Here is a 25,448-nt window from a genome sequence, read left to right as displayed (position 1 = left end):
AAGGAGCCAAATCCAGAGGAGGAGAATGAAATGGACATCATCAGGCATTCCGAATGGGCCGAGACGAAGTTCACCTTGCATTTGCTGTCGCAGATCCTCGGCAAGATCAAACTCGAAACCGCCCAGCAGGAACCGCAATGGGCACACGTGACGCTCGCCATAACGCCGAACGGCTTTACGGCGGGCTTGTTGTTCCAACACGATCGGGCATTCCAAATCGACTTGGATATTCACGAAAGCCATGTCTTGATCAATGTCGGCGGACATGTGCAAGCCGTGCCGTTGGAGACGGCCAAGCCGATCAAAACCTATTTCGAAGAGGTCTTCGGCGCGCTGGCGTCGAAAGGCGTCCAGTTGGAGGTCAATCCGAAGCCGCAGGAAATGGCTTACAAGAACAATTTGGACGAAGACGACACGCCGCTCGTCTTCAATTGGGAACAGGCGATGCGCGGGCTCAAGTTATTCCATTTCGCGCTTGCCCAACAATTGAAATTCATCGGGCCACTGCGCTGCCGGAAAATGAAACCGGCCTTGTTCTGGGGAACGTTCGACGTCTCATCGCTCATCTTGCCGGGCATCCCGCAGCCGTATCCGGAAGACAAGGCCATCGAAAAAGCGGCGTTCGATGAACATTTCATCGAATACGGTTTCTGGCTCGGCGACGCCAGTGTCGATATGCCGGCGTTTTTCGTGCTGCCGTATCCATTTATCAACAAAGAACTCGACAGCACGCGATTAAAGCCTGCCGATGCGTATTTTGACGCTTCGCTGAGCGAATACTTCCTGATGGCCGATAAAGTTGCAGGCGCGCCAGACCGAACAATAGCGATGCAGGAATTTTTCCGCTCGACTTTTGACATCCTCAGCGAGGAACTCAGCTGGCCGGACTGTTCATATTATTTTACGCCGCTCGATATGCCCGGACAGCAAGCGGAAAAATGACGGAATGGACCGGGAGGAGATCTGCCGATTCAGGCAGATCTTCTCCACTTTTCAAGGTTGGATTGCCAATGTACAAGAGCATCAAAAGTCCCGAAAAAAAATATTTTTCAAACTATCTATTTTTATGTCTTCCGATATGCTTTAATGGATTTAATGTAATTGTAAAAAAATTGAAATGGAGATGGTAGGATGGACCGCGCGTTCAAGATTGCGACGAGTTTTTTGATGGGTGTATCACTTTTTGGCGTTTTACCGGCAACACAAACGGCGCAAGCCGAAGATTTGGTGGATGCAGATGTACTGGAGCAAGGAGATGAGGTAAGCGATACGTTTTCTGCAGAAGACAACGAACATTGGTACAAGATCGATGTCGACCCTGCCCAAGTCGCAGCGCATACGCATTTTGAAGTTTCCCTCCAGTCAGAGGATGAATTGACGTTCACGGTCTATCCGGACGCTGAACGCGCGACCGCCGACCAGCCCTTCGACCCGTTCAGCAATTACAGTTTTGCGGAAAGAAAATCGACGGTGAAATTCCCGGTCGCCTGGGAAGGCCCTTACTACATAAAGGTCTCTTCGTACGCGGAGGAATTGCCGGTGGACTTGCCGGAAGCGGAAGAAGCGAGCTACACGATCGGCTTTGACGGCGTCACCGTAAAAGCGTCGAAACCGACAAACGACGAGCAATGCCCAGCTGAACTTGTCCTGGACGACGCGTCAGGAGACCAGAAGCTGCTTGACCAATTGCGCGTCATCCGCGGCGAAGTGCTTGCCCAGACAGAGAGCGGCAAGGAATTGACCAAGCTCTATTACAAGCTGGCGCCGTTCATCGGCTATCAGGCCGTGACGGAGGCACCTGTCCGCGATTCATTGAAGAAAAACCTCAAGCAGCTCGATGGCTTGATCACGAGCATTGCGGAAAATGGCTTCCAAAGCTCGAAGACGATCACCGCAGCTGACCAGAAAGCGATCAGCGAATTGTACGCGCTCGCGTTAAAAACAGCGCCTGCGAATTTGAAAGACGATGTGGAAGCGGCAGGACAAGCGATCAACATCAACAAGCTGGCCGGAAAATCGGTCATGTCGGCAATGCTTCCGACTCCATACGTTGTAAAAGATGCTTCTATCAATAAAGTCATCGTGAAAGTAAAAGAAGGCGAAACACTGACAAAAGCGGAAGCCGGAACAGCTGGCATCCAGTCGGTTTCAGAGTTTGACGCCGAAGCGCCGAAATTCGACCAGTTCTTCGTGGTGGATTTGAAGTCGGGCATGTCAGCCGCTTCAACGAATAAAACTTTGCAGTCGCTTGAAGACTTGCCGGAAGTCGAATTCGTCGAACCGGTACAGCAATATAAGCTTCATTCAGAGGACATCTATTATGATGAGCAGTGGTCGCTTGAAAATGCGGGAGGCGGCTTTGGTATCGAAGACGCTGACATCGATTTCGAGGAAATGACGAAACTGGCAGCTCCACAAAAGCAAGGAGAAGTCATCACCGCGGTCATCGATACCGGCGTTGATTACACGCTGGCTGACTTGAAGAACCAAATGGTCAGCACAGGCTATGATTTCATCAATGACGACAATAAAGCCTTCGATGACCAAGGACACGGCACGCACGTTTCCGGCATCATTGCAGCGGAAGCGGACAACGATTATTCGATGACGGGCATTAACCAGTCGACGAAAATCCTGCCGGTGAAAGTGCTTGATGCGTCAGGTTACGGCGATACAGAACAAATTGCATATGGCATCCTGTACGCAACAGACCAAGGAGCCGATGTTATCAATATGAGTCTTGGCGGCGGCTATAGCCGTGTCTTGGAATATGCGATGAGATACGCAAACGAACGCGGCGTGACGATCGTCGCAGCTTCAGGAAACGATGGATGGGAAGAAGTTTCTTACCCGGCATCATCAAAATACGCGATCGCTGTCGGCGCAACTAACAAACTTGACCTGGTTTCAGATTACTCGAGCTATGGCAAAGATCTTGACCTCGTCGCTCCGGGTACAGACATTCCAAGCTTGCTGCCGGACGGCAATGTTACGTTGATGTCTGGAACATCCATGGCAGCTCCTCACGTCGCGGCCGTTGCGGGTGTCTTGAAATCGATCAACCCGGATCTCACACCAGGCCAGTTGGAGAATTTACTGACGGCATCAGCGGATGACGTTGAGTTTATCGCAGAAGATGCCCCTCCTGGTTTCGAAGAAGATCCTTTCTTTGAAGAAGATTTCCCGTATGAAATGGAAGAATTGGCGCCTGGCTTTGACCTTGTCTCAGGATGGGGCCGTTTGAACGGCGCACAAGCGATTCTGGCATTGAATGATAAATGGAATCTCGCTGATCGTATCAGCGGGGCAAGCCGCTACGATACAGCGGTGGAAGTATCGAAAAAAGGCTGGAGCACATCGAAAAAAGCGGTCTTGGCAACGGGCGGCGATTTCCCGGATGCCTTGAGCGCAGCGCCGCTTGCAGCGTATCAAAACGCACCTTTGCTACTTACGAAAACCGATTCGCTTCCACAATCGGTAAAAGATGAACTGAAACGCTTGAAAGTGGAAGAAGTGACATTGATCGGCGGACAGGGCGCAATCAGCCCGATGGTCGAAATGGAACTGAACGAACTTGGCATCAAAGCAGCAAGCATCAAACGCATCAGCGGCAAAAACCGCTACGAAACCTCTGTCAATATTGCGAAACAAATGAAGAACTCGACACAAGCAGTCGTCGCAACCGGTGCAACATTTGCGGATGCCTTGTCGATCGCACCGGTAGCCGGCAGCCAGAAAATGCCGATCCTGCTGACGAAACCGAATGGCTTGCCAGCGGAAGTGAAGGCGCATTTCGCCGCGAAAGCCTATAGCAAAACCTTCATCGTCGGCGGTAAAGGCGCTGTTTCCGACAGCACGGCGAAAGAAATCAAAAACCCAATCCGCCTATCCGGCGCATCGCGCTACGAAACGAACAGCGCAGTCATCAACCATTTCAAAGCATCTTTCGATAAGCAGAACATGTACTTGTCGACCGGCGCGAACTATCCCGATGCACTCGCAGGATCCGTTCTGGCAGCGAAAACGAAAGCACCACTCGTCTTGACGGCACCGAACGGGCCAAAAGCGGAAACCGTGAAAACGGTGCAAGCGCAGCTCGAAAACGTCACAGGGATCTACATCCTCGGCGGTGAAGGCGCTTTGCCGACATCAAATATCCAACAATTGTTCGAGTAAGACAGAAAACAGGCGGTTCGGATTCCGGACGCCTGTTTTTTGATAACGTAAATGGGAGGTAACTTGATGAGAGAATTGATTGCAGGCGGGATCGGCGTCATTTCTGGGATTTTATTGTTCGGCTTTACGTCGATTGCAGCGGCGGTGTATTCGATGCATTTGAGGGAAGTCGGCTATTCAGGAGAGTTTGGCCTGTATTTATCGGCCTTATGGGAAGTAGGGATTGTGCCAATCATTTTAAGCCTGATTTTCTTCTTTTTAGGACTGAGGTTTTTGTTCAAGGCGACCGACCGGGAATGGCGGGCCAAATACTTTTTAGTGGAAGAAGAAAAAAGTGCTAGCGACAAAGAAGCATGAAAGGGAGATTGGATGGAGAACGATTATGTATTCGAATCCGAACGGCTTGGGTTCAGGCGGTGGCAAGCGTCTGATTCCGCGCCATTTGCGGCTCTGAACGCAAACCCTGACGTAATGGAGTTCTTCCCGAACACCTTGAGCCGCGGCGAATCCGACACATTGATCGGCCGCATCGAAGCGCATTTCGAGGAGAAAGGCTACGGGCTTTGGGCAGTGGAACGAAAAGAAGATGGAGGGTTTATCGGCTTTATTGGCTTATTGGATGTTAATTTTGATATTGGAATTGAAGGCGCAACTGAAATCGGCTGGCGCTTGGACCAGCCATTTTGGAAAAAAGGCTACGCGACAGAAGGGGCAAAAGCTTGCCTCACGTATGCGTTTGAGGAGCTTGGCAAAAAAGAAATTTATTCGTTTACCGCAACGGTCAACGCACCGTCTGAAACCGTCATGAAACGGATCGGCATGGAGAAGGCGGGGGAATTCGAGCATCCCCGCGTTGCGGAAGGCAGCCCGCTTAGACGGCACGTCCTGTACTGCATAAAAAGAGCCGGGCATTCCTGAATGGCTCAGCCGCATAAAAATTTAATCAATTCATTTAAACCGGGGCATCTTCACAGATGTTCCGGTTTTGAATTGATTAAAATAGGCGGTCATCGCTTGCCAGAAGCAGGCCGTGTTTTAGCTGGGGGAGTTGGGTAGAATCGATGGAAAAACGCGAATGCAACCAAGCCGATAATCGTAAAAGTGAAGAAAATATTGCTGTAGATCGTGGCGTCACTAGTGAGAACCAGCGGATTCAACCGGATGGAATCATGGCCGCTTTCCAATACTGTGCCAAACACAGCACTGGAAAAAGCACCGGCCAAGAAGCTCATTAAATTAAATAAGCCCATGCCGACACCGCTTTGCCGTTCCGATAGATGGGAAGTGACCAAGTCCGCCGACCCGCTCTGGATCAACGGAAATCCGAGGTATGCGAGGAAGAGCCCAAACGCTATCAAGCTTGGCCCGGAAGCGGCAAAGCAGGAAATCAGCAAAGCACCGGCTGAAATCAGCAGCAAGCCGTAGTTTACGATCGGCCGGCCGCCGCGCTTGCCGATAACCGTGCCGACCCATCTTCCGATCAATCCGGAAGCGATGGCGCCCGGGAACAACACCCAGCCAATTTGCATCATGCTCAAATCGTAAAGGTCGCGCAGCATAATGGGCAATAGAAAAATCAAGCCGTAGACAATGACATTGCCTAAATAACTGACGGACAGGGTGACGCTATATGGTTTGATTTTCAGCATTCGTGGATCGATAAACGGATCCGTTGTTTTCGCGGAGTGTCGAATCAGTATAAAGAGGAATACGGCAAAGAGCAAAAACGCCGTCAAGCTGGTGGAGGTAATCGCAAACAGCAAGCTCGTGACCGCTGTTCCGACATAAAGCGCCCCGGAATAGTCGATTTTTCCATGTTTGGCGGATTCTGCCGGAAACCACTTCCGGAAAAACGGAATGGCCAGTATACTCGCTGTCGACAGGAGGAATATATAGCGCCAATCGAGCAAGCTGCCGACAGTTCCCCCGATAATGGGGCCGATTCCAGATGAAAAGGCGATCGTCGATGCAAGAAAACCGAATAATCTTCCTTTACTGTCAGGGAAAAAGCGCAAGGGCACCAAGAAAGACAAGGGCGGAACGGCGGCAGCGCCCATCGCTTGCAGTGCGCGAGCGGCGATCAAGGTTTCAAAATTGGGAGACAAAAACCCGATGAAAGACCCGGCGGAAAACAGCAATAAACTTATGGTGTAAAGCGTGCGAATCGAATAAAGGTCTGCCAATTTGCCATAGATGAGCGTGCCGATCGCAAACAAAGTAGTAAAGCTGGTGATGACCCAGCTCACTTGGGACGGCTGTAAATTGAAATCTTCGGCAATGTCTGGGATGGCCACATTGAACATCGTTCCGTTCATCACAGCGAACGCCAGGACGGCACTTGTCAATGCCATGATTTTGAATGAATTAGACTGTGCGGGGGCACCGGTTGTAGAACGTATCATGTTAGTCATCTCCTTTGGGTGTGGGCGGCGCCATTCCGGAAACGGGCTGGCTGGGCGGTACGCCAGCTGATAAACTAAATATAAACTATCCAGTAGCTGGATACTCAAGGAGGAATTATGAAAAAAACGACGATGACTTCCGGCGAAATTGCGAAATTATGCGGCATCAACAAAAAAACGCTTTTCTATTACGATGAAATCGGCCTTCTCAAACCCGCGGCAGTTGCATCAAATGGATATCGCAGCTACACCATCGCCCAAGCAGACCGAATCAGCCAAATCAAGGCACTCCAAAGCGTCGGCATGTCATTGGAAGAGATCGAGCGGCAATTGGAAACGAAAGATCTGGCCCATGGCCTGCAGACGCTCCGTGAACAACAACAGAAAATAGAACGGAAGGCAGAAGAATTGCTGAGGGTCCAATCGGCCTTGAGCTTAAAGATCGGGGAACTGGAGCAATTTGAAAAGCAAGGGGCGAATCATGTGTTTACAGCCTGGCACGGGGCACGATGGTTAAAAGTGGATGAAGTCCCTATCGGGGATGGGCTGATCACGAATTATTTATCGGATGGATACGATTTCGGGATCATGTTGGACGGCCCATCAAGCTCCACAACCGTCAAAAAGTATCTGCAAACGCCAAAGGAATCCGCGAATTTCGAAAAAACGGAAGGGCTTTATGCCAGCATCCATTTTATAGCCAATGAGAAGGAATTGATGGACGATGCCCGCAACGCCTTGGCTATCTTGAATGAGAGCGGAAAGACACTTGCCGGACCGGCTTTCCTCAAGGATGTGGCGGGCGATTTCATCAGTTTTGGCAACGGCCAGGCCGCATTTTTATTGTCGATAAGGGTGGAAAATGAATAATAAGCAAAAAAAGAACCGGTGGAGGTTCTTTTTTGCGTTTTACTTTATATATTTCACCACGGCCATTTCTTTGCCGAAACGATGCCCGTGGTCTTCAAAGCCCAAGCTTTCATACAGCTGATGGGCTCCGGTATGATCAGGATGAAGCCCAATGGCGACTTTTTCTGCCCCGATGGACTCGGCCATCTCCTTGGGCATCAGGATTCCAGCGGTCTGCCCATCTGCACAAATTTTTCACCATGCGGCACAAACGCCGTGTTTCCGGGTATAGAAGGTTATTGGCACAGGCCGGCATCGCGGAAACTTTATTTTACCGAGGTCAAGAACCTGGAATTCTTTTCGCCCCCGGACTCTTCAGCTTTAACTGGATATGGCAGCCAGCTTCAGCCAGGGCGGCGCAGCGGTCAACGTGGCGCCGCTTTACCTACTCCCAAAAGAGCGGCTGGCGGCGTTGGAAGAAATGACACCCCCGTCTCCGATCCCATGCGAGAAAAAGCGCACCGCCAATAAACAAACTACCCTATAGATCGGAGAGAGTGAATATGAACCATCTGAAAACAGAGATTAAAAGCAACTTATTGGAAGCGATGCTGAACGGCAGCCGGGTTGCGGCCGTCGTCACGGACCCTGCGCTCCCCGACAACCCGATCATCTATTACAATGAAACCTTTGCGGAGATGACGGGCTATGCGGCTGACGAGATCGTGGGAAGGAATTGCCGGTTTTTACAAGGCGCCGATACCGACCCGCTTACGATCGCTAAACTCAGGAACGCGATCGAAAAACGGGAAAAAGTGACCGTCACTTTGGAGAACTACCGGAAAGACGGCACAACATTCTGGAACCGGCTGAACATCGAACCGGTGACGATGGACGGCCACTTGTATTTCATCGGCACCCAGACCGACATCACCCACGAAGTGGAACAGCAAGTGGAATTGAACGAAAAAGAGCAGGAGATCAACGAGAAACTGCTGCCGATTTTGCCGATCGACGACAATATCGGCGCCGTCGCATTGGTCGGGAAAATGAACAATCTGCGTTTTGAAGCTTTGACATCCAAATTAAGCCATTTCGTCCGCGACACACGAACGAAACACATCATCATCGACGTGACGGGCGTATTGTGGGAAAAGAATTTCCTGTACTCCAATTTGCTGATGATCCAGGATGTATTGAGGCTCATGGGGAGCAAGCTCTACATTTCGGGCATCAGCCCGAAGACGGCGATCGAAATCGTCAGCATCAAGGATGATGGCCAAACCTTATTGACGTTTTCGACGGTGCAGCAAGTGATTCAGCGCTTGCAGGCGAAATAGAGAGCTTGGCAAGGAAGGGTGAAATATGCCGCTGTGATAAACTGGAAATGTCCATCAAATGATGATGCATTGAAGGAGAGAAGACAGTGGAAACAGAAAATTTCACAGCAAGATCCGAAACAAAAAGACTGATTGTCCGCCCGCTGGCACCGGGCGATTACGCGGAGTGGCTGGAAGGATTCAACGGCCGCTCGCCGTCCAGACACGCTTACGACCCAGGCCGGCTGGATATGGCAGGCTGCACGGAACCATGGTTCTCGGAGCTTGTCGACAATCATCAGCGCCTGGCGAAAGAAGACATCGCCCACGTATTCGGCGTCTTCCGGAAAGAAGACGGGCGCCATTTGGGCATGGTCGATTTCTCGACATTGGCGCGGCAAGAATTCCAGTGGGGACGGGTCGGCTATACGATCCATAACCAATACTGGCAACAAGGCTACGGAAAAGAAGCGGTCAAGGAAGCGCTGCACATTGCCTTTACAGAGCTCGGCTTCCACCGGATCGAGGCGCATATCAATCTCGATAACGAAGCCTCCGCCCGGCTGGCTGAAGGGGCGGGCATGGCATTCGAATGCGTGCGGAAAGCTTTCATTTTCGAAGGCGGCGAGTGGATCGACCACTTGATCTATTTCATCCAGCGCGACTAAACGGCAAAAAGATCCCCTTGTACCGGTTCGGGTTAAGGGGATCTTCGCGTTCGATGGTCTTGAGTGTAGATAATGCCGACAGCCGCTGCCCCCGGCCTGCTGTTTAAGAGGGAGCGGCCAGTTCCATGACGCGGCCGATACTAAAAAGCAGTCAGAAAATCAGTGGCCGCCGGTGATTTCCAGGTAGAAAATCATGGCCAGGCTGATGAGGCCGATGACCGCCATGACGCCGTATGCGATTTTCCGGAACGTGCCTTTTTTGAAGAACGCGAACAGAAGGAAAAAGTAGAGCGCCGCCGCCGGCACGAGGAAGCTCAGGAAGCCGCTGACGTCTTCCAGGTGATGCGCATAAATCGAGATCGCGAGCCCGAGGAACAGGGCGGCGCCATAGAGTGTCATGACGTTTTTTAAACTTTTTTCAGGATTGCCGTTTGGTGAAGCTGCCATCATATCCAACCCCCTTATCATTTGGTCAGCCCCAATGGTTGAAGATCCATTGGCCTGCCGTTTCCGGTTTCCAATAAGCCGCTGGTATCCATTCGGCTTCGTTAACTGTAGCGCGTTTAGCTGCTTTCCATCAAGCGGCATGTTGTGGGGGGCTTGGGTTTTATCCAGACCTTTCCATGAGGGAATCTCTTTCCGTCACGCATCGGGCAAGCCCTTCCGGTGAACCCCGATTGCCGGTCTGACAGGCGTCTTTCATTCGCAGCGAACGCCCGAAAACGGTGTGCGATGGTCTATAATGGAGAAAACGACGGGAGCGATGAACATGGCTTCACAAAAGACATTGCGCATCTGCGAGCACGGCCACCGTTACTACAAAAGCAGCGACTGCCCGACATGCCCGGTATGCAATGAAGCACAAAAGCCGCAACACGGATTTCTCCGGGAGCTCAGCTCACCGGCGAGAAATGCGCTGCTTCATCAAGAGATCGACACGCTCGAGAAGCTGTCGGGCTATCGTGAAACGGACATTCTGGCCCTCCACGGCGTCGGGCCCGCGTCCTTGCCGGTTTTAAGGCAGCATTTGGCACGGGCGGGCTTGAAATTCAAGAACTGACAGCGCATGAGAGAAGGCCCTCCCGAGTGGAAGGGCCTTTTTTTTCATGCCGAACTTTATGCGTTCCCCGACTTTTTCTCGGATGCCCGCGTATACTCGAGCCAGGAAATCCATAACGCCGCCGCGGCGCCGACCCATAACACGGGGCTCGCCAGCGAAAAACCGTTGTGGGATTCGCCGCCGAGCACAGTTAAAATCGCCATGACCGACAGCGGCACGCCGACCATCAAGGCGGGAAAGATGATTGTATAACGCTTTTTCTCGCGGCGCGGCTTGACGATTGCCCAGCTGAAGACGATCATCACGGCAATGACCACAAACAAGATCCAAGCCGGGATGCCGAGTTCCGCCAATGTTCCGGGGAAATAATCGTTGACCAGCAAGAGCGACAAGTTCAGCAACAATACAGCGATGATCAGCCAATAGGTTTTCATAAAAAAATCCTTTCATGATCGGCATAGGTCGCCTTCCCTTCAGTCTAACAAAGATATCCGGAGATGAAAGGGCTGGAAGGGAATCCCTTGCCCGCAGCAAAGCTTGCGTAGCGCGCTGAGCCAGAAAAAAAGCCCTCCGTCGCGGGAGGGCGCTGTTTCGGGCAATCAGGTTTGCTCGTCAAATTCTTTAGACTCTTTTACATGCTGGCGCCAGTTGGACCATACAAAAAACAGCAGGATGGCCCAAAGGAACGGGCTCGCGAGCGAAATGCCGGATGCCGATTTGCCGCCGAGTGCCGGCAGCAGGATCAGCAAGAACAGCGGATAACCGGCCAGGAAGCCGGTAGAGAAGATGCGGAAGCGTTTCTCGAGTTCCTTATTGTAGGCCAGGAGGTTGGTGAAGGCGACGAGCGCGAGCGCTGCGAACAGCGTCCAGAGCGGGATGCCGAGTGCCGCAAGTGTTCCGGGAAAGAAGTCGTTCACAAGCAGCAGGGTGATATCGATAAGCAAGATGACTCCGGTCAGCCAATACAAAATCACAAGAAAGCCCCCTTTTCATGCGTAGGTTCTGCTAGAAGATACGCACGGCCAGCGGAAAGGTTTCGGCCCGCACGAAATATAATAGGCTCAACTGCTGCGCTCGCGCGTCTCGGCCAAATTCGCCGTCCAATCGGCGAAGACGATTTTCATCAATTTGTCCGAGGCTTCCTGCGGCGACATCATAAAGCCGGCCTTGACCCAGGACACCAAATACCCGATCGTGCCCCAGCCCGCGAAGACGGCGAGATCCTCGTCGCCGAAAACATGGTCGAGCTGGCAGGCAAAGCGGCTCGTCAATTCGTGGATGCGGCCGGCGTCGGAAAATTCCTGGCGGTAGAACGAACGGTAGCGGAAAATATGGCGGCAGATCTTCAAGTTGATCGTCTCCGCGTCCGACGGTTCGGAATAAATTTGGAAAAGCTTTCCGTTCAATTGGCTGCGCACCGCTTCCATCAATTCGTATTTATCGGTGAAATGCAGGTAGAACGTGGAGCGGGAGATGCCGGCATAGGCGACAATGCCTTTGACCGACACGGCCTCGAAATCCTGTTCCGACAGCAAATGGATGAACGTTTCGGTGATGGTTTGTTTCGCTGTTATCATTTATGTCACCTCGTTGGACAAAATCATGGAAAATGTCTCGTGTTATTTACGGAAATTGCGCTTACGCTAATTATAGTAGATTACAGGGGGAATTGCTCATGATGAAGGACGTTTATGTGATCACAGGCGCTTCGGAAACCTTGGCCATCGCACTAGCCAAGCGCATCGGCCAAAAAGGCACGCTGCTGTTGGCCGATTCATGCGGGAAATGCCTGGAGCAGGCGAAGGCGCAGCTGCTGCAAGAAGGCATCCTCGACGTATATACCGAGACGGCCGACCTGGCATCCGAAGGGGCGGCGCATTTGGCGGAAAAAACGGCGGAACTGGGGCAATTGCGCGGGCTGGTCCATGCGGCGGGCTTATCGAATGCGAACCATTCCAAACGCCAGATGGCCGATCACGTCATCGGCATGAGCCGCATGTTAGATGCGTTTTTGCCGCTTGCGGATGAAACGACGTCCGCCATCATGGTGTCGTCGATGACCGCCTATATGGTGCCGCAAAACGGCCAGTATATGGACGTGTTAAAGCAGCAGCTCGCAGGCAAGCTGGAAGAGACGCTCAACCAGTTCACCCAAGGAGACGCGGGCGCGGCCAGCAGCATGGCCAAACTCGCTGTCCAATTGATCGTCGAAGATCAGGCCTGGGCGTGGGGCCAAAAAGGCGCGCGGCTCAATTCGGTATCGCCGGGCATGATGGACACAGCGGATGCCTACGAAGACATCCAAACGATGCTCGAGCACACGCCGCTTCGCCGGACAGCCGAACCGGAAGAAATCGCCTCGGCGATCGAGTTTTTGCTTAGCGATGCGGCTTCCTACATCACCGGCATCGACCTACGCATCGACGGCGGCACCATCGCCAACTATCCGAGGATGAAAGCGGCGATGTCGCAAAAGAAGATGAAAAGGTTTTGATACATAGGGAAAATTTTCATCCTAAACAAGCCCCGCTGATGGCCAGCGGGGTTTTTTGTATGAAGATCTTCAGGAAGTATTGGTAACATTTTTTCCAATAAATGTTACGATTAATAGAAAGCTTATTGTATTCACTGAAGGAGAGGCGCTCATGTGGCTGGAAATCGGATTGGTTATTTTAGGGATTGTTATACTCGTCTCCATAGTGAAATTTATCCTGAGTAAGTTATTGAAGATTGAAAAAGAAAAGAAGGATTTCTTTTCCTGTGATTACATTAACGAGCAGCACCGGAAAATCGAACGATGGGTGAGGTGGAGCTGGATGTTAGTGAGCATTTTTCTTATTTATTTGGTATTGTATCGCGAACTTCCTGTGACTCTTTACTTATCGTTATTTATTGCTTGGATAGCAACAGAGGCTTTCGTCAGGGCCTATTTCCAATGGAAGTACTCCGAACAGCCAAAACAGGCCGTTTTAACGCTAAGTGAAATGACGGTTTGGATATCTGCAGTCACATCGGTGGTCTATTTCGACGTCTTTAACTTCTTGACTTAAGTTCGAAAGGAGTGGAATGATGACAGAAGAAAAGAAGGCACAGTATTTCCATATCGCGTTATGCAAAGCCGGCATGCTGTTGGTTGGGTTAGGCCTCATCCGGGCTTTCTCGATTCACTTTGAAAGTACAAGCTTCCTGCTCGGATTCTTCGGATACATAGTGGTGTCCGTCCACATTAAAATGCTGGAGAAAAGGTGGGGCATTCCGAAAAAGCATACGTGGATCGGCAACGGCATATTTATGCTTTTATTTTTACCGCTCGCGTATTTGGTGTCGATTCCTGTTCCACAATAAGAGTAACTGGAGGACTGAGATGAAGAACATCCAAAATTCTTTGTTCCCATTTTTTCATTTGAAGAAGCCAGGGCGATCTCCAATGACGCTTACGTAACGAGTTTCCTGCAGTCGCCGTCAGATGACGGATTCGCGATGTCCAGGTATTACTTACATAACGATGAAAAAACGGAAGAACATATAAAGGCGCTGTACTCGCAATTATTCGGGATTATCGAAACGAGCGACAGTGGCCAGTAGGACATCAGCATAAGCAGAAAGAGGCATAGTTATGGACATTGACTACCAAAAATTCATCGCCGCACCACCTGAAAGAATAGCGGAAGAAATCACCGTGCTGCACCGGGAAATTTTCGGCGGGCCGGGACATTGGCTGGAGCAGCTGAACCGCCAGGAAACGGCATGGACCTATGTGGCGTTAGTAGACAACTGCGTCGTAGGCTATAAAATCGGCTACGCACTCGATGATCAAATTTTCTATAGCTGGCTCGGCGGTGTCCGTCCCGATTGCCGGAAGCTCGGAATCGCCTCTGAACTCATGCGCAGGCAGCACGCAGACCTTCGGGCAACAGGCTACAAAATTGTCCGCACGAAAACGATGAACAAATGGCGCTGCATGTTGCTGCTGAACATCCAGACAGGATTCGATATTGTGGCAACGGAAATCGATCCGCGCGGACAGTTGAAGATTGTACTAGAGAAGAAGCTGCTTTCTTGATACCAACGATCAGAACAAGTATTTCAGATCCTTGAAGCGTTTAATTTGAAAATCGGTACAAGCAAACAGGCAGGCTAGGTCGAAGTGCAGCTAGCCTGCCTGTTGCTAGTTACTGTTCTACATAGCAGGACATGATGAAAACACTACACGGCAAGATGGGTGTTGGTTCGTAGGGAAAGGAGGCGCTGTTTTTGGTAATGGCAATCGCGATATTGTTTTTCTTAGGAATTGCAGCTATTTCCTATCAGATGGAAGTTCTTTCCCTTTTTATATTAACCGGATTTGTGATTTGGTTATTCATCAATAACAAAAACCGGTTCCTTATCTCGCTGTTGTTGTCGTTTCTCATCGGCTTTGCGGTATTTATAATTGCCAATGGTTTTGTTGAAACGATGTCCATCTCAAAAGAACTGAAGATTATCCTTAACCGCTTGTTTCTAGGTTTTATCCTCATCGGCATCGGTTTCAATCATCTGTTATTTAAGAAGAAGTTAGTTTGGTACAATAGAAAACCGGATTGGACAAATCCGATCCGTCTGCCGTTTCATCATGTGAATGTATTTTGGTTTTGGCTGATCGGGATTGCCGTGAATGGAATCGTATACTCATTTTTCATCGCCCGACAAGACCTCGAGTCCATCCAATCGCTGCTGGTGTTTTGTTTGGTCTTTTCCCTGACCAATGCGGTGTTCGAGGAAATCATTTGGCGGGGGATCATGCTTTCGGCTCTCCAGGAGCTCGTCTCGACCGGCTATGCCGTTGCCGTTACGAGCATTGGGTTTGGGCTTCTCCATCTCGCCATCGGTTTTCCTATGCTTCTCAGCTTGGTGATTGCGCTCGCCGGCGTCATCTACGCGGTAATCACATTGAAAACAAACAGCATCTACCCGAGCATCATTTTTCACTTCGTCATAAATATCGGAATGGTGTATAGCGGATTGATCATCTGACAACAGAAGCTGTGAGAGTGATTGGCGCTGCAATCGGTGATTAGTTGCCCAAACTAAAAAAAGCTCAGTACCTTAAAAAAGGCTGAGCTTTTGATGTATGCGGGTTCACGTTGGAATCCAGGTGCGAACCCTATTCTAATTTCGATGCTGTTTGGAAAATATGGAGCTGTTCAACTGACCTTGCTAGCCGCAATGGTTGGTTTTTTATTGCGGAAATCTTGCTGCTGGGATTCGATCTACTCGATTAATAAACTTTATCGCCGTTAAAAATCGAGTTCTTGACGATGACGTAATCCACTTGGCGGATCGATAGCAAATGGTCGCCGCCCGCATAGGAAATCGCCGACTGCAGATCCTGTTCCATCTCGACTAACGTATCTTTCATTGAGCCTTTGAATTCCACAAACATTTTCTTGCCTTCGACGTTTTTCTTCTCGCCTTTTTGGAACTCGGACGCTGAACCGAAGTATTCCTTCAGGAGCTTGCCGTCCTGTTCGACGGTTTGCCCAGGAGATTCTTCGTGGCCTGCGAACAATGAGCCGATCATGACCATCGACGCGCCGAAACGCACCGATTTCGCGATATCGCCGTGCGTGCGGATGCCGCCGTCTGCGATGATCGGTTTACTGGCAGCTTTCGCGCAAAGGCGAAGTGCGGCCAATTGCCAGCCGCCTGTACCAAAGCCGGTCTTGATCTTCGTGATGCACACCTTGCCTGGCCCGATGCCCACTTTGGTCGCATCTGCACCCGCATTTTCAAGCTCGCGCACCGCTTCCGGCGTCCCGACGTTGCCAGCGATGACGAAGCTGCCTGGCAACGATTTTTTGATGTGCCCGATCATATCGATGACGGAATTCGAATGGCCGTGTGCCACATCGATCGTGATGTATTCCGGCGTGATGCCAGCGTCCACTAGCTGCTGGACGAAGTCATACTCTTCCGGTTTGACCCCGACGCTGATCGACGCATACAGCCCTTGCTCTTGCATGTCTTTCGCGAACGCCAATCGCTTTTCCGGTTCGAAGCGGTGCATGATATAGAAGTAATTATTTTCTGCCAGGAATTTGGCGATCTTTTCATCGACGATTGTCTGCATATTGGCCGGCACGACCGGTAATTTAAACGTGCGCCCGCCAAACTCTATGGATGTATCACATTCTGAACGGCTATTTACCACTGCTTTTGCAGGAACTAACTGAATGTCCTCATAATCAAACACATTTTCCATTTATAACACCCCTAAAAACGAATATTAAACAAATAAACAAATATGATTGTTCGTCTATAAGCTAATTTACTTTATTCGTTAATGAATGTCAAAAGTCTTTTTCAAATTTTAAGTTACATAAGTATTCATTTCAATTAGTTAAATCATGAAATGTCCTTAATAGTTTAAAGGTATATTCTTGCTTTAATCTAAAGGGAATAAAGGAAAACAAAAAAAGCAACCGTCTCATCGATTGCTTTTACATGGTCGAGTTGAATATCTTCTTGAGATTCCACCGTTCAAATTACAAGTCATGACTTCAACTTGTGATTATATACGAAGGATTCTTGAATGACTAACCGTTCTCAGTCCATTTCTGTTTTGAACAGCCTTCAAGATAAGGGCAGCTCATTGCCCCTCCTAAGACAGTGCATATAGCATCTTAGGCTGATTGACTTTTACCATCAACCACAGGTGCGTATCTAATGTTCATCGCACCTACAAGATCTCTATGTTTTTCGAATCCACACTTGCATAGATACCTCCGGCCTTTTGCTTTGTTCTTTTCAGCACAAGCTGGGCAAAGTTGACTCGTATGAGCAGGGTTCACATATTCTACTTTAATGCCTTCTAAATTTGCTTTGTATTCGATGAATTGAGAAAGCCGATAGAAGGACCAAGTGTGCAGATTCTTTGCGTTTTTACGGCTTGTTCTTGCCGTCTGTCGAATATTCGCTAGTTTTTCTAAGCGGATGACAGAAACTTTCTGTTGCTTTGCAAAATTTACAATAGCACGACTAACCTTATGGTCTTGATCTTTCATCCAGCGTTGTTCTTTATCCCGAAGATAGCGAACAGCATTTAGCTTTTTCTTCTGGCTAAGTTTTTTTCGTTTAGTTTGGAATTTTCGTTTGACAAATTTGTTCATTCTTCCATTACCAAAAAAACGAACATTGTTGTCGTCGGTAATAGCGACAGCGGGGATTTTCAAGCCTAAATCAATCCCCATAATTTTAGTTCCGGTCTTTTCCATCGTTTGAATAGTGACAGCGATTTGAGCAATCCATTTTCCTGACTTTTGATTGATCCGGAGTGTGCCTAATTTGTGGTTCAACAACTCGAAGTTCCGGTTGTTTTTGTCGACTAGTAACGCGCGGACAGGTACTTTTTTTGCTTTTCCATCAATCATCAATGGCAAATAAATGTGGGTGAAATCGAAAGAATAATTTTGATTATTCCATACGCAGAGGGGCTTTTTGAGAAAAGGAATAATCGAATATTTACTTTTCATAACCTTCATGACGAAGATACTTTTTGCATCTTGAATGGCTTGACTTTTAACGGTACTTGGAAGGTTCGATATCACGTGTTTTGAAGTTTTTTTTGTTTTTCTTCTCTCGACCACCATTTCATTAACCAGCTGGTTGATGACAGAGATATAATCTCGGCTCATTTGACTGAGGATACGTTGCTGTTCCTTAGTTGGAAGCAATTTCACCTTAACCGTAATAATCTGACTCATGGGTTTCACCCCCTGGTTTTTTGGAGTTCAACGTAACGTTTAATCATTTCACTCGATACGCTTTCTGAGGTGGAAACAAAATAGGAACGTGTCCAAAGACTGGGGAGATGGTTGAGATGTGAAAACTCCTCTCTCAATATTCTTGATGTTTTTCCTTTAATCTTTGCCATTATTTCGGCGGGACTTAAGGTGGGCGGAGCATTCAGAACCATATAGGTGTAATCTTGATTGCATTCTAAGGTAACGACATCGATATCCAATTCTCTACATATTTCATTCGTTAGAAACTCGAATCGTTTCTCTACATTTTCCTGAAGAAAAATCTTTTTTCTGTATCGGGGACAAAAGGCAAAATGATAATTAATTTGGGAGAAGGTTGTCTGGATTTGTCTGTAAGTGTTAAACATATTAATAATGTATCAGTAAACTATGTTTACTGCAACAATTTGTAGTATTCATATTTTTTAAAAATTTCAGATGATAAGTGGTTGAATCTATTTAAACGTTTTTTCCAAGGGCTATTTCTACGGTAAATATAATACATTCTCATTTATAGATTTCATTGTTATATTAAAGGTGTGAATTGCGCCATACTCCATTGCCGCAAAAGTTGGATTTTCATCATCAGTCATCGAGAAATCCGTTGGTCCGGAGTAAAATGAAAGGGGATAAGTATGGGGAATATCGGGAATTTATCTGAGGAGAAGATTTTTCAAGTGTTAAAATCTTATTTGATCGAGGCTAAGAGTCACAGGTCTATTCAGGAAGAGATACTGAATATGGATGCACCAGCTCGTGGGGGTGGCTTCGTTGCTATGCAGATTCTTCATCATTACGGAATAAGGGGAGATCGAAAAGGAATACTGCTAAGAAATTCGTTTGAAGAAGAATATGCTAAAGCAGAAAGCGATTACAAAATAGCTTTAGAGATATTAAAGCGTCATCTATAAAAACAACTAACAGCTAAAGTATGAAGTAATTAGAAATATAAAAGAATCAATAATTGAAATGACGAAAAGGCTTTCCATTAGGAGAGCCTTTTTGTCATTTCAAATTATGAACAAAAATCATAAGATTGTTTAAATATGCGTTTATCAAAAACATAGCATAATTACTTCGTAGGTTAACATAACTATACCTTGTGTAGTATAGTGTAAGTGGAAATATTATACTAGTTTATTACAGTATATAGGAATTAATGTTCAACAAGGTCTCATAGACGAACAGACTAAAGAATAAAAGGAGACTTTGATTATGGTAAATATGAAAAGTTACGAAAAAAATTTAGGTTCTTCGAGCAACATCGAAAAGGTGTTGGCGGAGACCTATATCGAAAATCCTGAGGAATTGAAGATACTATCAATTGAAAAACATGATTTCGCTACAAATGGTGTACCAATTCTGGTGACAAGATTGCATAGGCAAATTACTGAACTTGAAAGGCTGCCTTCTGTAAGCGAATTCATGGATTACTATGCTGATTATTCCTTAGACAAGCGCAATAGTTCTTTAGCGAAAAGGGAGTTTCTCAGATACGCCGCATTCAAAGGTTATCTAGGGTTAGTCAGAGATCTTCATTTTTTCTTGGTGTTGAAAGAATCGGGGTTGTTTGAAGACGTCATCCTAGACGAAGAGTTGGATTTATACGGAAAGATGGACATCATCGTACGGAATCACGGAACAACGATGGGAATCCAGCTGTTCGCTGGCGGGAAATTGGATATAGATGAAAAGTTGAAGAATGCAAACCGGATGAAAACAATCCAGTCGGGTTTCGAGGACTATTATTTTCCACTATATAATGATTACGTCTCCACACAAAGAATCGAATTAAAAAGCGGTAGAAGCATAGAATTATATAGCCATGAAGCTGCTCGACATATCGCACAAGTGATGATATCGGAGAATCCCTATAAATATTCCGCTCCGATAGACCCTCCGAAATATGTTGTGCCGGACATACCTGTGCATAATCCAGCTGGTGACTCGGCGGAGTGGGACATCAGACATTCACTGCTCTTTGCAGGTGAGCTTGAGATGTTCAAAAGCAGGTATGATATTGTCTCTCTTCTTGCGAAAGGGATAACTGTCCATCTTCTATGTGAAGAAGAACTGGGAATCGAGCATCCTTCGCTGAACATGCACGTTCTTGCAGTGATACCGGAGCAAGTGATTATAATTGACGGAGTTTTCGAGACAGGAACTTATAACCGACTCGAGCATCTTGGGATGACTAGCACTTTCAATCATCAACAATATATCATAGAGCACGCTCCTCTAAATAATCATTTGATAGTGAATGCTGGAGCAGGAAGTGGAAAGACGACTACAATGGTATCGCGAATCATGTTTCTTCTGAATACGGATGATTCAATCAATCCGGAAGATATAGTGATGATTACCTTTACAAGGGAAGCTGCTGACAATATGAGGAAGAAAATAATGGAAGCGCTGGAGATACGTTTTCGCAGCACTAAGGACGATAAATACCTCACTTGGCTTGAGCGGGCAATGGAGATGAGGATAATGACTATCGATGCCTTCTCTAGGTATCTATTCCAAAGCGTCGGGTCTATAGATGGTTGGGGACAAGATGTGAAAGTGACCTCTTATATATACAAGAGAGAGGAGATTTTCCGGGAAGAATTTTCAAGATTTCTAAATGGATGTAACGAGAAGGATTACAACCATCTCCTGGAGTTGAAAGATTACGATCTCTTCAAATTCCTCGCACAGATTTACGAAGAAATAGAGAAGAAAGGCCACTCCTTAGGGAAGCCTTACTTGCAATGGGACGTATCACAGAATAATTTACGATTGGACACACTTGTCCGCACGGCAAAATCGGTGATACCCGATACTTACAAGAGAATGGAGACAAAGAAACTGGAGTCGAACGAAGCCACGCTGGCAGACTTGAAGAGGAAAGTCGGCGAACTGCGGGATAACCTTGAGCCGGGTAGGTTGAACCACCCTATCAAATACCTTTTCGTCGATGAATTCCAAGATACGGATGATGCACAAATCGACTTGGTCTCTACGATTGTTGAGAAGCTGGGTGCCCGGTTATTTGCTGTAGGTGACATCAAACAGTCCATTTACAGATTCAGAGGGGCCAATTCGACTGCATTTCGGGTGCTCGAGGATAAATTGGGCAAAGCTAATATAGATACATCTTCATTTGCACTGAATACAAATTATAGAACCGATGGTCATCTCTTGGATTGGATGGAAGATATTTTCGATTCATGGCGTAACGGAGAGGAGCGATATCTTCCACAGGAAGTCGATTCGAAAGGCCGGAACATAGGAAGGCTGACTCCTTATAAAAAGAAGGCGTCCTCAAAAACGGCCCCTATACATCGAGTGAAGCATCGGAAGCTAAATGCATTCCTTGAAGAACATATCGAAAGCCTGTATCGAGATTTGTGGGAAGGGCATGAACTCAGAGAAAGAGGAGATAACCGATCTTTGGCGATTCTGGTCAGAGAAAATTGGCAGGTCAAGGAAATCGGGAGAGTTCTGGAAAAAATGAGATTGAAAGAAGGGTCGGGCGAGTCAATCGCTTATGAACTGTCAGTTGATGGTAATTTATTCGCTTCAAAAAGTGCTAAAGATGTATTGATTCTAATTAATGCTTTAAGGCTAGAGGATAATCCGGAAGGGTATTTCGCTTTGCTTCAGACTCCCTTTATTGCGGGAGACTTCGACTTGACCCAGCTTGTATCTCTGGAGGGCGATAAGGAAAAGTTGCTCGAAGCGATCCAACAGTTTTTCCGTGCTGTAGCTGCGGATTGGGTTTTCGATGCTCAGCGGGAGTTGCGTTTCGAACCGGCGATGAAAGTCCTATACGGCATATTGATGAAGGTAGAGATTGAAGGGAATCTCAAGGGGGTTGAACAGAGCCATGAAATCATAAGATATAGGAAAAACCTTTCGAAACTCCTTTCGGAGGCTCATAAGACACTAGGGCAGGCTGCTGATGATATACAGCTTCTATATGAATGGTTGAAGATACAAGTGGCGACTAACCGGAACACCGATGAAGCTGATATTATGGAAAACTTGGATAAGGACATCATCCGTGTCATGACCGTACACAAAGCAAAGGGGCTGGAATTCCATACTGTTTTACTTCCATATACAGGTCTCCCATTCATCAAGAGTAATGACCAGAAGAATAAGGTGATAATCCATGATGGGGAACAGAGCGATGAACCGAAGGTGACCTTGAAGTATAACTGGCCAGGCGTTACCGAACCATTGCTTACTGATGAATTCGAGTCAGCTGATCAATTGGAGGTCACTGAGACAGTAAGGGAAGAAGCACGACTCCTGTATGTAGCTATGACGAGAGCCGAAAAGAAACTTTCCGTCATCTTACCGGCTACCAGGAAGAAAAGCCTATGCTGGGCAGATTTGCTTGAAAGGAGTGATGGAAGATGAGGCAGGTATTGACCTATAGGGTGCCGGGAGACCTTACCTGGAAGGAGTCCGTTTTCCAGAAGGAGTATGCTGATGTCATGCATATCGTGGCCACTCCCACTTTACTCGAATCTTTATCTGAAGGGTGCTGGTGGATAAAAGCACCGATTGTCACTATCGGAAGTGTATTGGAAGGGATATTCGGAAAGGGGTGGAGTTCCCCAAGAGCGCAGATGAAGCAGTTCCTGGCAGTCTCTTCCGCTTTAGAAGAGCTGTGGGGAGAATCAGTTTCTACAAGTGAGAGGAAATTGATATTTTCCTTTAAGAAGAATAGAAAGGAAATAATCTATACTTTAAGGATTTTATGTGAATTAAGGCTGATGGATTCAATTGAAAGTGGAACAGAAGAGGAAGAGTTATTGGTTAAGCTATGGGGAAAGGTGAAAGATCAGTTTGAATTGCGGGATTGGGAAGCGGTGTTATTGAAGAAGGAGGGGGCTTTCGAGAAAGTGCTCGTTGACATATTCAAAGATATGGGTACACCGAGTGAATTGGAGAAGCATAACATTTTCGATGAAGCCTTCCAATCCGATAGAAGCGTCGTGAAAAGCCTACAGAAGAAAAAATTGATTTTACATGGATTCTATTTCATCACTCCTATACAGGAATATCTCTTTAAAATACTTGAAGAGAAGTATGAATTGGTTTTTTTAAACTTATATAATGAAGATTATCCAGCAACTTTTCGTATTGTAGAAGAATTTCTTCAGAAAGGTAAGTGGACATGGCAGCCTTCCTTTAACGAACCTGGCTATAGAATCCATCCATTGGCAGCTTCCTTGCTACTCGGTTTTGAAGGAGAGGAAGTCTCAGCGAGAAAAAAAGATGTCACTGTCCACCGTTTCACTGATTTAACGGAATTCATCCGAAAGGAAAAGAGTAGGAGGGAGGCATCCGATAAGCCATTCGAGCATGTGGTCACATCTAGGGGAGGACAGGCGCGTGAACAACTCTATTATTCGGACCTTCTCGTGAAGAAGAACCATAGCCTTTTGGAATATCCGATAGGCAGGTTTCTGTTTACACTCCATGGCATTATCCACGAGAAGAAGAATCCGGAAGATGGGGAGAGCCGTTACTATGAAGCGGTGACCCCTGAATCCATGAAAACTCTCTTCTCGAGTGGCTACCTTGTCTATAAGAATCCGGAAAATGGCCAGACAATCAATATGAAATCATATCTGAAAGAACTGGAAATGTTGCTGCCTTATTTCTCTCTTGGAGACGGATATATTCAAGGGAAAGAAAAAAACGAGCCGACCATCGAAGAATGGATCGTTAAAATCGATGAAATCATCGAAGAGAAATTGTCCTGGAGTCAGGAGGGGATTCCAGATTCAAGGGTGCACCGTCTTCATTCCAAACCTTTTGAACAGCTATCATATTTCAAATTGGGAATCGAGGATTTATATATAATCAAGAAAGGTTTCTTGGCGGTGAAAGAGATGAGCGAAGACCTGTTTGGAAGCCAATCGGAATTGAACATCACCGGGTATATCAAGAAGTTGAAGAAGTATACTGAAGCGCCGCTTGATGCTGAAATAATACGAGAGGAAAAAGAAGTGATTCATGGACTGCTTAAACAGATGGATGAACTTACTGAAGATGAATTGACCTTCAGAGTATCGGACATCAGCCAAGGGCTACGTTATTTCCTGACATCCGGGCTTCCCAGTGAAAAAGATGATGAGAGTGAAAAGATTGACCGGCTAGGAGGACTATATCTAGGGGATGGTATCCCGTTCAAGTCGAATCGTGATATACATTTGGCTTTTGCTGATCATAAATCCCTGCCGAGTATCGTGAAATATAAACTTTGGCCACTAAGTTCGAAGACGGAAGAAAGGCTCACTAAGCACCGACCTGAATTGGGCCTCTTTAGGGTACATTCGCGCTTTGCAGGAAGTATGAATAGATATCTCCTCTACGCTATGTTTTCTTCAGCCGATAATGTGAGGATAAGTTTTGTCGAAGATTTGAATGAAGAAACTGGTTTAAGGTTGGCTGCTTATTTCAAGATGATAGGATTAGAGGGGGAGACTACATCCGTTAAGGCAGACAAACACAAAGCAAACCTGACTGAAGCTGTTGCACCAAGCATGGATTTTTCCAATTGGAGCGAAATGATGGAGGAAGAATGGAAACTATGTAAAAAAAGAGCCATCTTCAGTTATATCTTAAATGACTATAGCTCATTCCAAGAAGATTTCCATCAGAGAAATATCTTTTCAGGTCTTTTGTGGGAAGCTCACAATGTTTTTGGGGATTGGGAGAATGCATATAATTCAATCGAAGCTCTTTTCCCGCAATATAGCAGTGAGTATAAAAAGTTCGTCAAAAAGCAAAACATGAAAAAAAAGAATCGTCGATATAAAATTAAATATTATGAAGTAGAAGACTATCAGTATGCGACTGTCGTAAGGACGTCGCGTCTCCTAGGTATGTCAAAAGAGAATGACGATACAAGTGAACAGAAAGGCTCTATAGCATCACCGGGATATAACTGCAGGTTCTGTCCTCATCTGAACATCTGTGCGGAGGGGGTCTATCCAAAAGATGGGAGATAAAATTAAACCCCCAGCCGGTAACGAATTAAGGCAAAAGCTGCTTGATGGATGGGTAATTGCCCATTTATCGGTTTTGGAAAATGAAGGACAGAAATATGACATCTCCAAATTAAAAAGTCAAGAAATGGATAGAGAGAAGCAGAAATTCGATGACTTGATGGATGATGATTGGTTTTAGGA

General features: G+C 47.1%; 26 protein-coding genes. 17 read left to right on the top strand and 9 right to left on the bottom strand.

Features of this window, described 5'->3' with window-relative positions; all coding sequences use genetic code 11:
• Positions 1–30 precede the first annotated feature (30 nt).
• The 4 genes from BBI15_RS14850 to BBI15_RS14835 all read left to right on the top strand — a co-directional run bounded on the left by BBI15_RS14850 (position 31) and on the right by BBI15_RS14835 (position 5,094).
• On the top strand, positions 31–942 hold the full coding sequence (locus BBI15_RS14850) for a DUF5996 family protein (RefSeq protein WP_068870731.1): 912 nt from the start codon (positions 31–33) through the stop codon (positions 940–942).
• A gap of 189 nt (positions 943–1,131) precedes the next feature.
• Positions 1,132–4,176, top strand: coding sequence for a cell wall-binding repeat-containing protein (locus BBI15_RS14845; RefSeq protein WP_068870729.1), 3,045 nt, complete (start codon positions 1,132–1,134; stop codon positions 4,174–4,176).
• 66 nt (positions 4,177–4,242) lie between these two features.
• Positions 4,243–4,533, top strand: a complete 291-nt coding sequence (locus tag BBI15_RS14840; RefSeq protein ID WP_068870727.1) for a hypothetical protein — start codon at positions 4,243–4,245, stop codon at positions 4,531–4,533.
• Between the two features lie 12 nt (positions 4,534–4,545).
• Positions 4,546–5,094: a GNAT family N-acetyltransferase gene (locus BBI15_RS14835; protein ID WP_068870725.1), complete on the top strand. Its 549-nt coding sequence runs from the start codon at positions 4,546–4,548 to the stop codon at positions 5,092–5,094.
• 89 nt (positions 5,095–5,183) lie between these two features.
• On the opposite strand, the gene BBI15_RS14830 is transcribed toward BBI15_RS14835, so the two are convergent.
• Positions 5,184–6,578, bottom strand: a complete 1,395-nt coding sequence (locus tag BBI15_RS14830; RefSeq protein WP_167358043.1) for an MFS transporter — start codon at positions 6,576–6,578, stop codon at positions 5,184–5,186.
• A 117-nt stretch (positions 6,579–6,695) separates the two neighbouring features.
• On the opposite strand from BBI15_RS14830, the gene BBI15_RS14825 reads away from it, so the two are divergent.
• Entirely contained in the window at positions 6,696–7,448 is a 753-nt protein-coding gene (locus BBI15_RS14825) for a MerR family transcriptional regulator (protein ID WP_068870723.1), read from the top strand.
• 39 nt (positions 7,449–7,487) lie between these two features.
• Here the strand turns inward: BBI15_RS14825 and BBI15_RS16475 are convergent, their stop codons facing one another.
• Positions 7,488–7,646 carry an N-acetyltransferase gene (locus BBI15_RS16475; protein ID WP_157101675.1) on the bottom strand — a complete coding sequence of 53 codons (159 nt, stop codon included), beginning with the start codon at positions 7,644–7,646 and terminating at the stop codon, positions 7,488–7,490.
• 344 nt (positions 7,647–7,990) lie between these two features.
• On the opposite strand from BBI15_RS16475, the gene ytvA reads away from it, so the two are divergent.
• Entirely contained in the window at positions 7,991–8,767 is a 777-nt protein-coding gene (gene ytvA, locus BBI15_RS14820; RefSeq protein WP_068870721.1) for a YtvA family blue-light photoreceptor, read from the top strand.
• 86 nt (positions 8,768–8,853) lie between these two features.
• Positions 8,854–9,414 carry a GNAT family N-acetyltransferase gene (locus BBI15_RS14815; RefSeq protein WP_068870719.1) on the top strand — a complete coding sequence of 187 codons (561 nt, stop codon included), beginning with the start codon at positions 8,854–8,856 and terminating at the stop codon, positions 9,412–9,414.
• A gap of 159 nt (positions 9,415–9,573) precedes the next feature.
• Here BBI15_RS14815 and BBI15_RS14810 read toward each other — a convergent pair whose 3' ends face one another.
• The gene (locus tag BBI15_RS14810; protein ID WP_084632947.1) at positions 9,574–9,864 is read right to left on the bottom strand and encodes a hypothetical protein; all 291 of its coding nucleotides are present in this window, start codon (positions 9,862–9,864) and stop codon (positions 9,574–9,576) included.
• A 319-nt stretch (positions 9,865–10,183) separates the two neighbouring features.
• Here BBI15_RS14810 and BBI15_RS14805 point away from each other — a divergent pair, with 319 nt between their 5' ends.
• On the top strand, positions 10,184–10,474 hold the full coding sequence (locus tag BBI15_RS14805) for an RNA polymerase alpha subunit C-terminal domain-containing protein (RefSeq protein WP_068870715.1): 291 nt from the start codon (positions 10,184–10,186) through the stop codon (positions 10,472–10,474).
• Positions 10,475–10,530: 56 nt separating this feature from the next.
• Here the strand turns inward: BBI15_RS14805 and BBI15_RS14800 are convergent, their stop codons facing one another.
• The 3 genes from BBI15_RS14800 to BBI15_RS14790 form a co-directional block, all read right to left on the bottom strand.
• Positions 10,531–10,908 carry a hypothetical protein gene (locus BBI15_RS14800; protein ID WP_068870713.1) on the bottom strand — a complete coding sequence of 126 codons (378 nt, stop codon included), beginning with the start codon at positions 10,906–10,908 and terminating at the stop codon, positions 10,531–10,533.
• Between the two features lie 165 nt (positions 10,909–11,073).
• Complete coding sequence (locus tag BBI15_RS14795) at positions 11,074–11,448, bottom strand: hypothetical protein (RefSeq protein WP_068870711.1); 375 nt, start codon at positions 11,446–11,448, stop codon at positions 11,074–11,076.
• 87 nt (positions 11,449–11,535) lie between these two features.
• Positions 11,536–12,051: a TetR/AcrR family transcriptional regulator gene (locus tag BBI15_RS14790; protein ID WP_068870709.1), complete on the bottom strand. Its 516-nt coding sequence runs from the start codon at positions 12,049–12,051 to the stop codon at positions 11,536–11,538.
• A gap of 98 nt (positions 12,052–12,149) precedes the next feature.
• On the opposite strand from BBI15_RS14790, the gene BBI15_RS14785 reads away from it, so the two are divergent.
• The 5 genes from BBI15_RS14785 to BBI15_RS14765 all read left to right on the top strand — a co-directional run bounded on the left by BBI15_RS14785 (position 12,150) and on the right by BBI15_RS14765 (position 15,487).
• Positions 12,150–12,968, top strand: coding sequence for an SDR family oxidoreductase (locus BBI15_RS14785; protein WP_068870708.1), 819 nt, complete (start codon positions 12,150–12,152; stop codon positions 12,966–12,968).
• A 151-nt stretch (positions 12,969–13,119) separates the two neighbouring features.
• Positions 13,120–13,524 (top strand): DUF4181 domain-containing protein, encoded by a 405-nt coding sequence (locus BBI15_RS14780; protein WP_068870706.1) that lies wholly within the window; start codon positions 13,120–13,122, stop codon positions 13,522–13,524.
• Positions 13,525–13,543: 19 nt separating this feature from the next.
• Positions 13,544–13,819 (top strand): hypothetical protein, encoded by a 276-nt coding sequence (locus BBI15_RS14775; RefSeq protein ID WP_068870704.1) that lies wholly within the window; start codon positions 13,544–13,546, stop codon positions 13,817–13,819.
• Between the two features lie 271 nt (positions 13,820–14,090).
• Entirely contained in the window at positions 14,091–14,537 is a 447-nt protein-coding gene (locus tag BBI15_RS14770) for a GNAT family N-acetyltransferase (RefSeq protein ID WP_068870702.1), read from the top strand.
• Positions 14,538–14,734: 197 nt separating this feature from the next.
• A complete protein-coding gene (locus BBI15_RS14765) occupies positions 14,735–15,487 on the top strand; it encodes a CPBP family intramembrane glutamic endopeptidase (RefSeq protein WP_084632943.1) in 753 nt (250 codons plus the stop codon).
• 244 nt (positions 15,488–15,731) lie between these two features.
• Here BBI15_RS14765 and guaC read toward each other — a convergent pair whose 3' ends face one another.
• From guaC to tnpA, 3 genes are all read right to left on the bottom strand, one after another.
• Positions 15,732–16,715: a GMP reductase gene (gene guaC / locus BBI15_RS14760; RefSeq protein ID WP_068870700.1), complete on the bottom strand. Its 984-nt coding sequence runs from the start codon at positions 16,713–16,715 to the stop codon at positions 15,732–15,734.
• A gap of 421 nt (positions 16,716–17,136) precedes the next feature.
• Entirely contained in the window at positions 17,137–18,216 is a 1,080-nt protein-coding gene (locus BBI15_RS14755) for an RNA-guided endonuclease TnpB family protein (RefSeq protein WP_068870699.1), read from the bottom strand.
• 5 nt (positions 18,217–18,221) lie between these two features.
• Positions 18,222–18,623, bottom strand: coding sequence for an IS200/IS605 family transposase (tnpA, locus tag BBI15_RS16320; RefSeq protein ID WP_084632940.1), 402 nt, complete (start codon positions 18,621–18,623; stop codon positions 18,222–18,224).
• 267 nt (positions 18,624–18,890) lie between these two features.
• On the opposite strand from tnpA, the gene BBI15_RS14750 reads away from it, so the two are divergent.
• The 4 genes from BBI15_RS14750 to BBI15_RS14735 all read left to right on the top strand — a co-directional run bounded on the left by BBI15_RS14750 (position 18,891) and on the right by BBI15_RS14735 (position 25,446).
• On the top strand, positions 18,891–19,166 hold the full coding sequence (locus BBI15_RS14750) for a hypothetical protein (RefSeq protein WP_068870697.1): 276 nt from the start codon (positions 18,891–18,893) through the stop codon (positions 19,164–19,166).
• 304 nt (positions 19,167–19,470) lie between these two features.
• Entirely contained in the window at positions 19,471–22,662 is a 3,192-nt protein-coding gene (locus BBI15_RS14745) for a UvrD-helicase domain-containing protein (RefSeq protein ID WP_068870695.1), read from the top strand.
• Entirely contained in the window at positions 22,659–25,268 is a 2,610-nt protein-coding gene (locus tag BBI15_RS14740) for a hypothetical protein (RefSeq protein ID WP_068870693.1), read from the top strand. Before BBI15_RS14745 ends, BBI15_RS14740 begins: the two co-directional genes overlap by 4 nt.
• Entirely contained in the window at positions 25,258–25,446 is a 189-nt protein-coding gene (locus tag BBI15_RS14735) for a hypothetical protein (RefSeq protein WP_068870691.1), read from the top strand. Before BBI15_RS14740 ends, BBI15_RS14735 begins: the two co-directional genes overlap by 11 nt.
• Positions 25,447–25,448: the final 2 nt, after the last annotated feature.

It is taken from the genome of Planococcus plakortidis (assembly GCF_001687605.2).
GTDB lineage: Bacteria > Bacillota > Bacilli > Bacillales_A > Planococcaceae > Planococcus > Planococcus plakortidis.
This window is presented reverse-complemented; position numbering and strand designations above follow the sequence as displayed.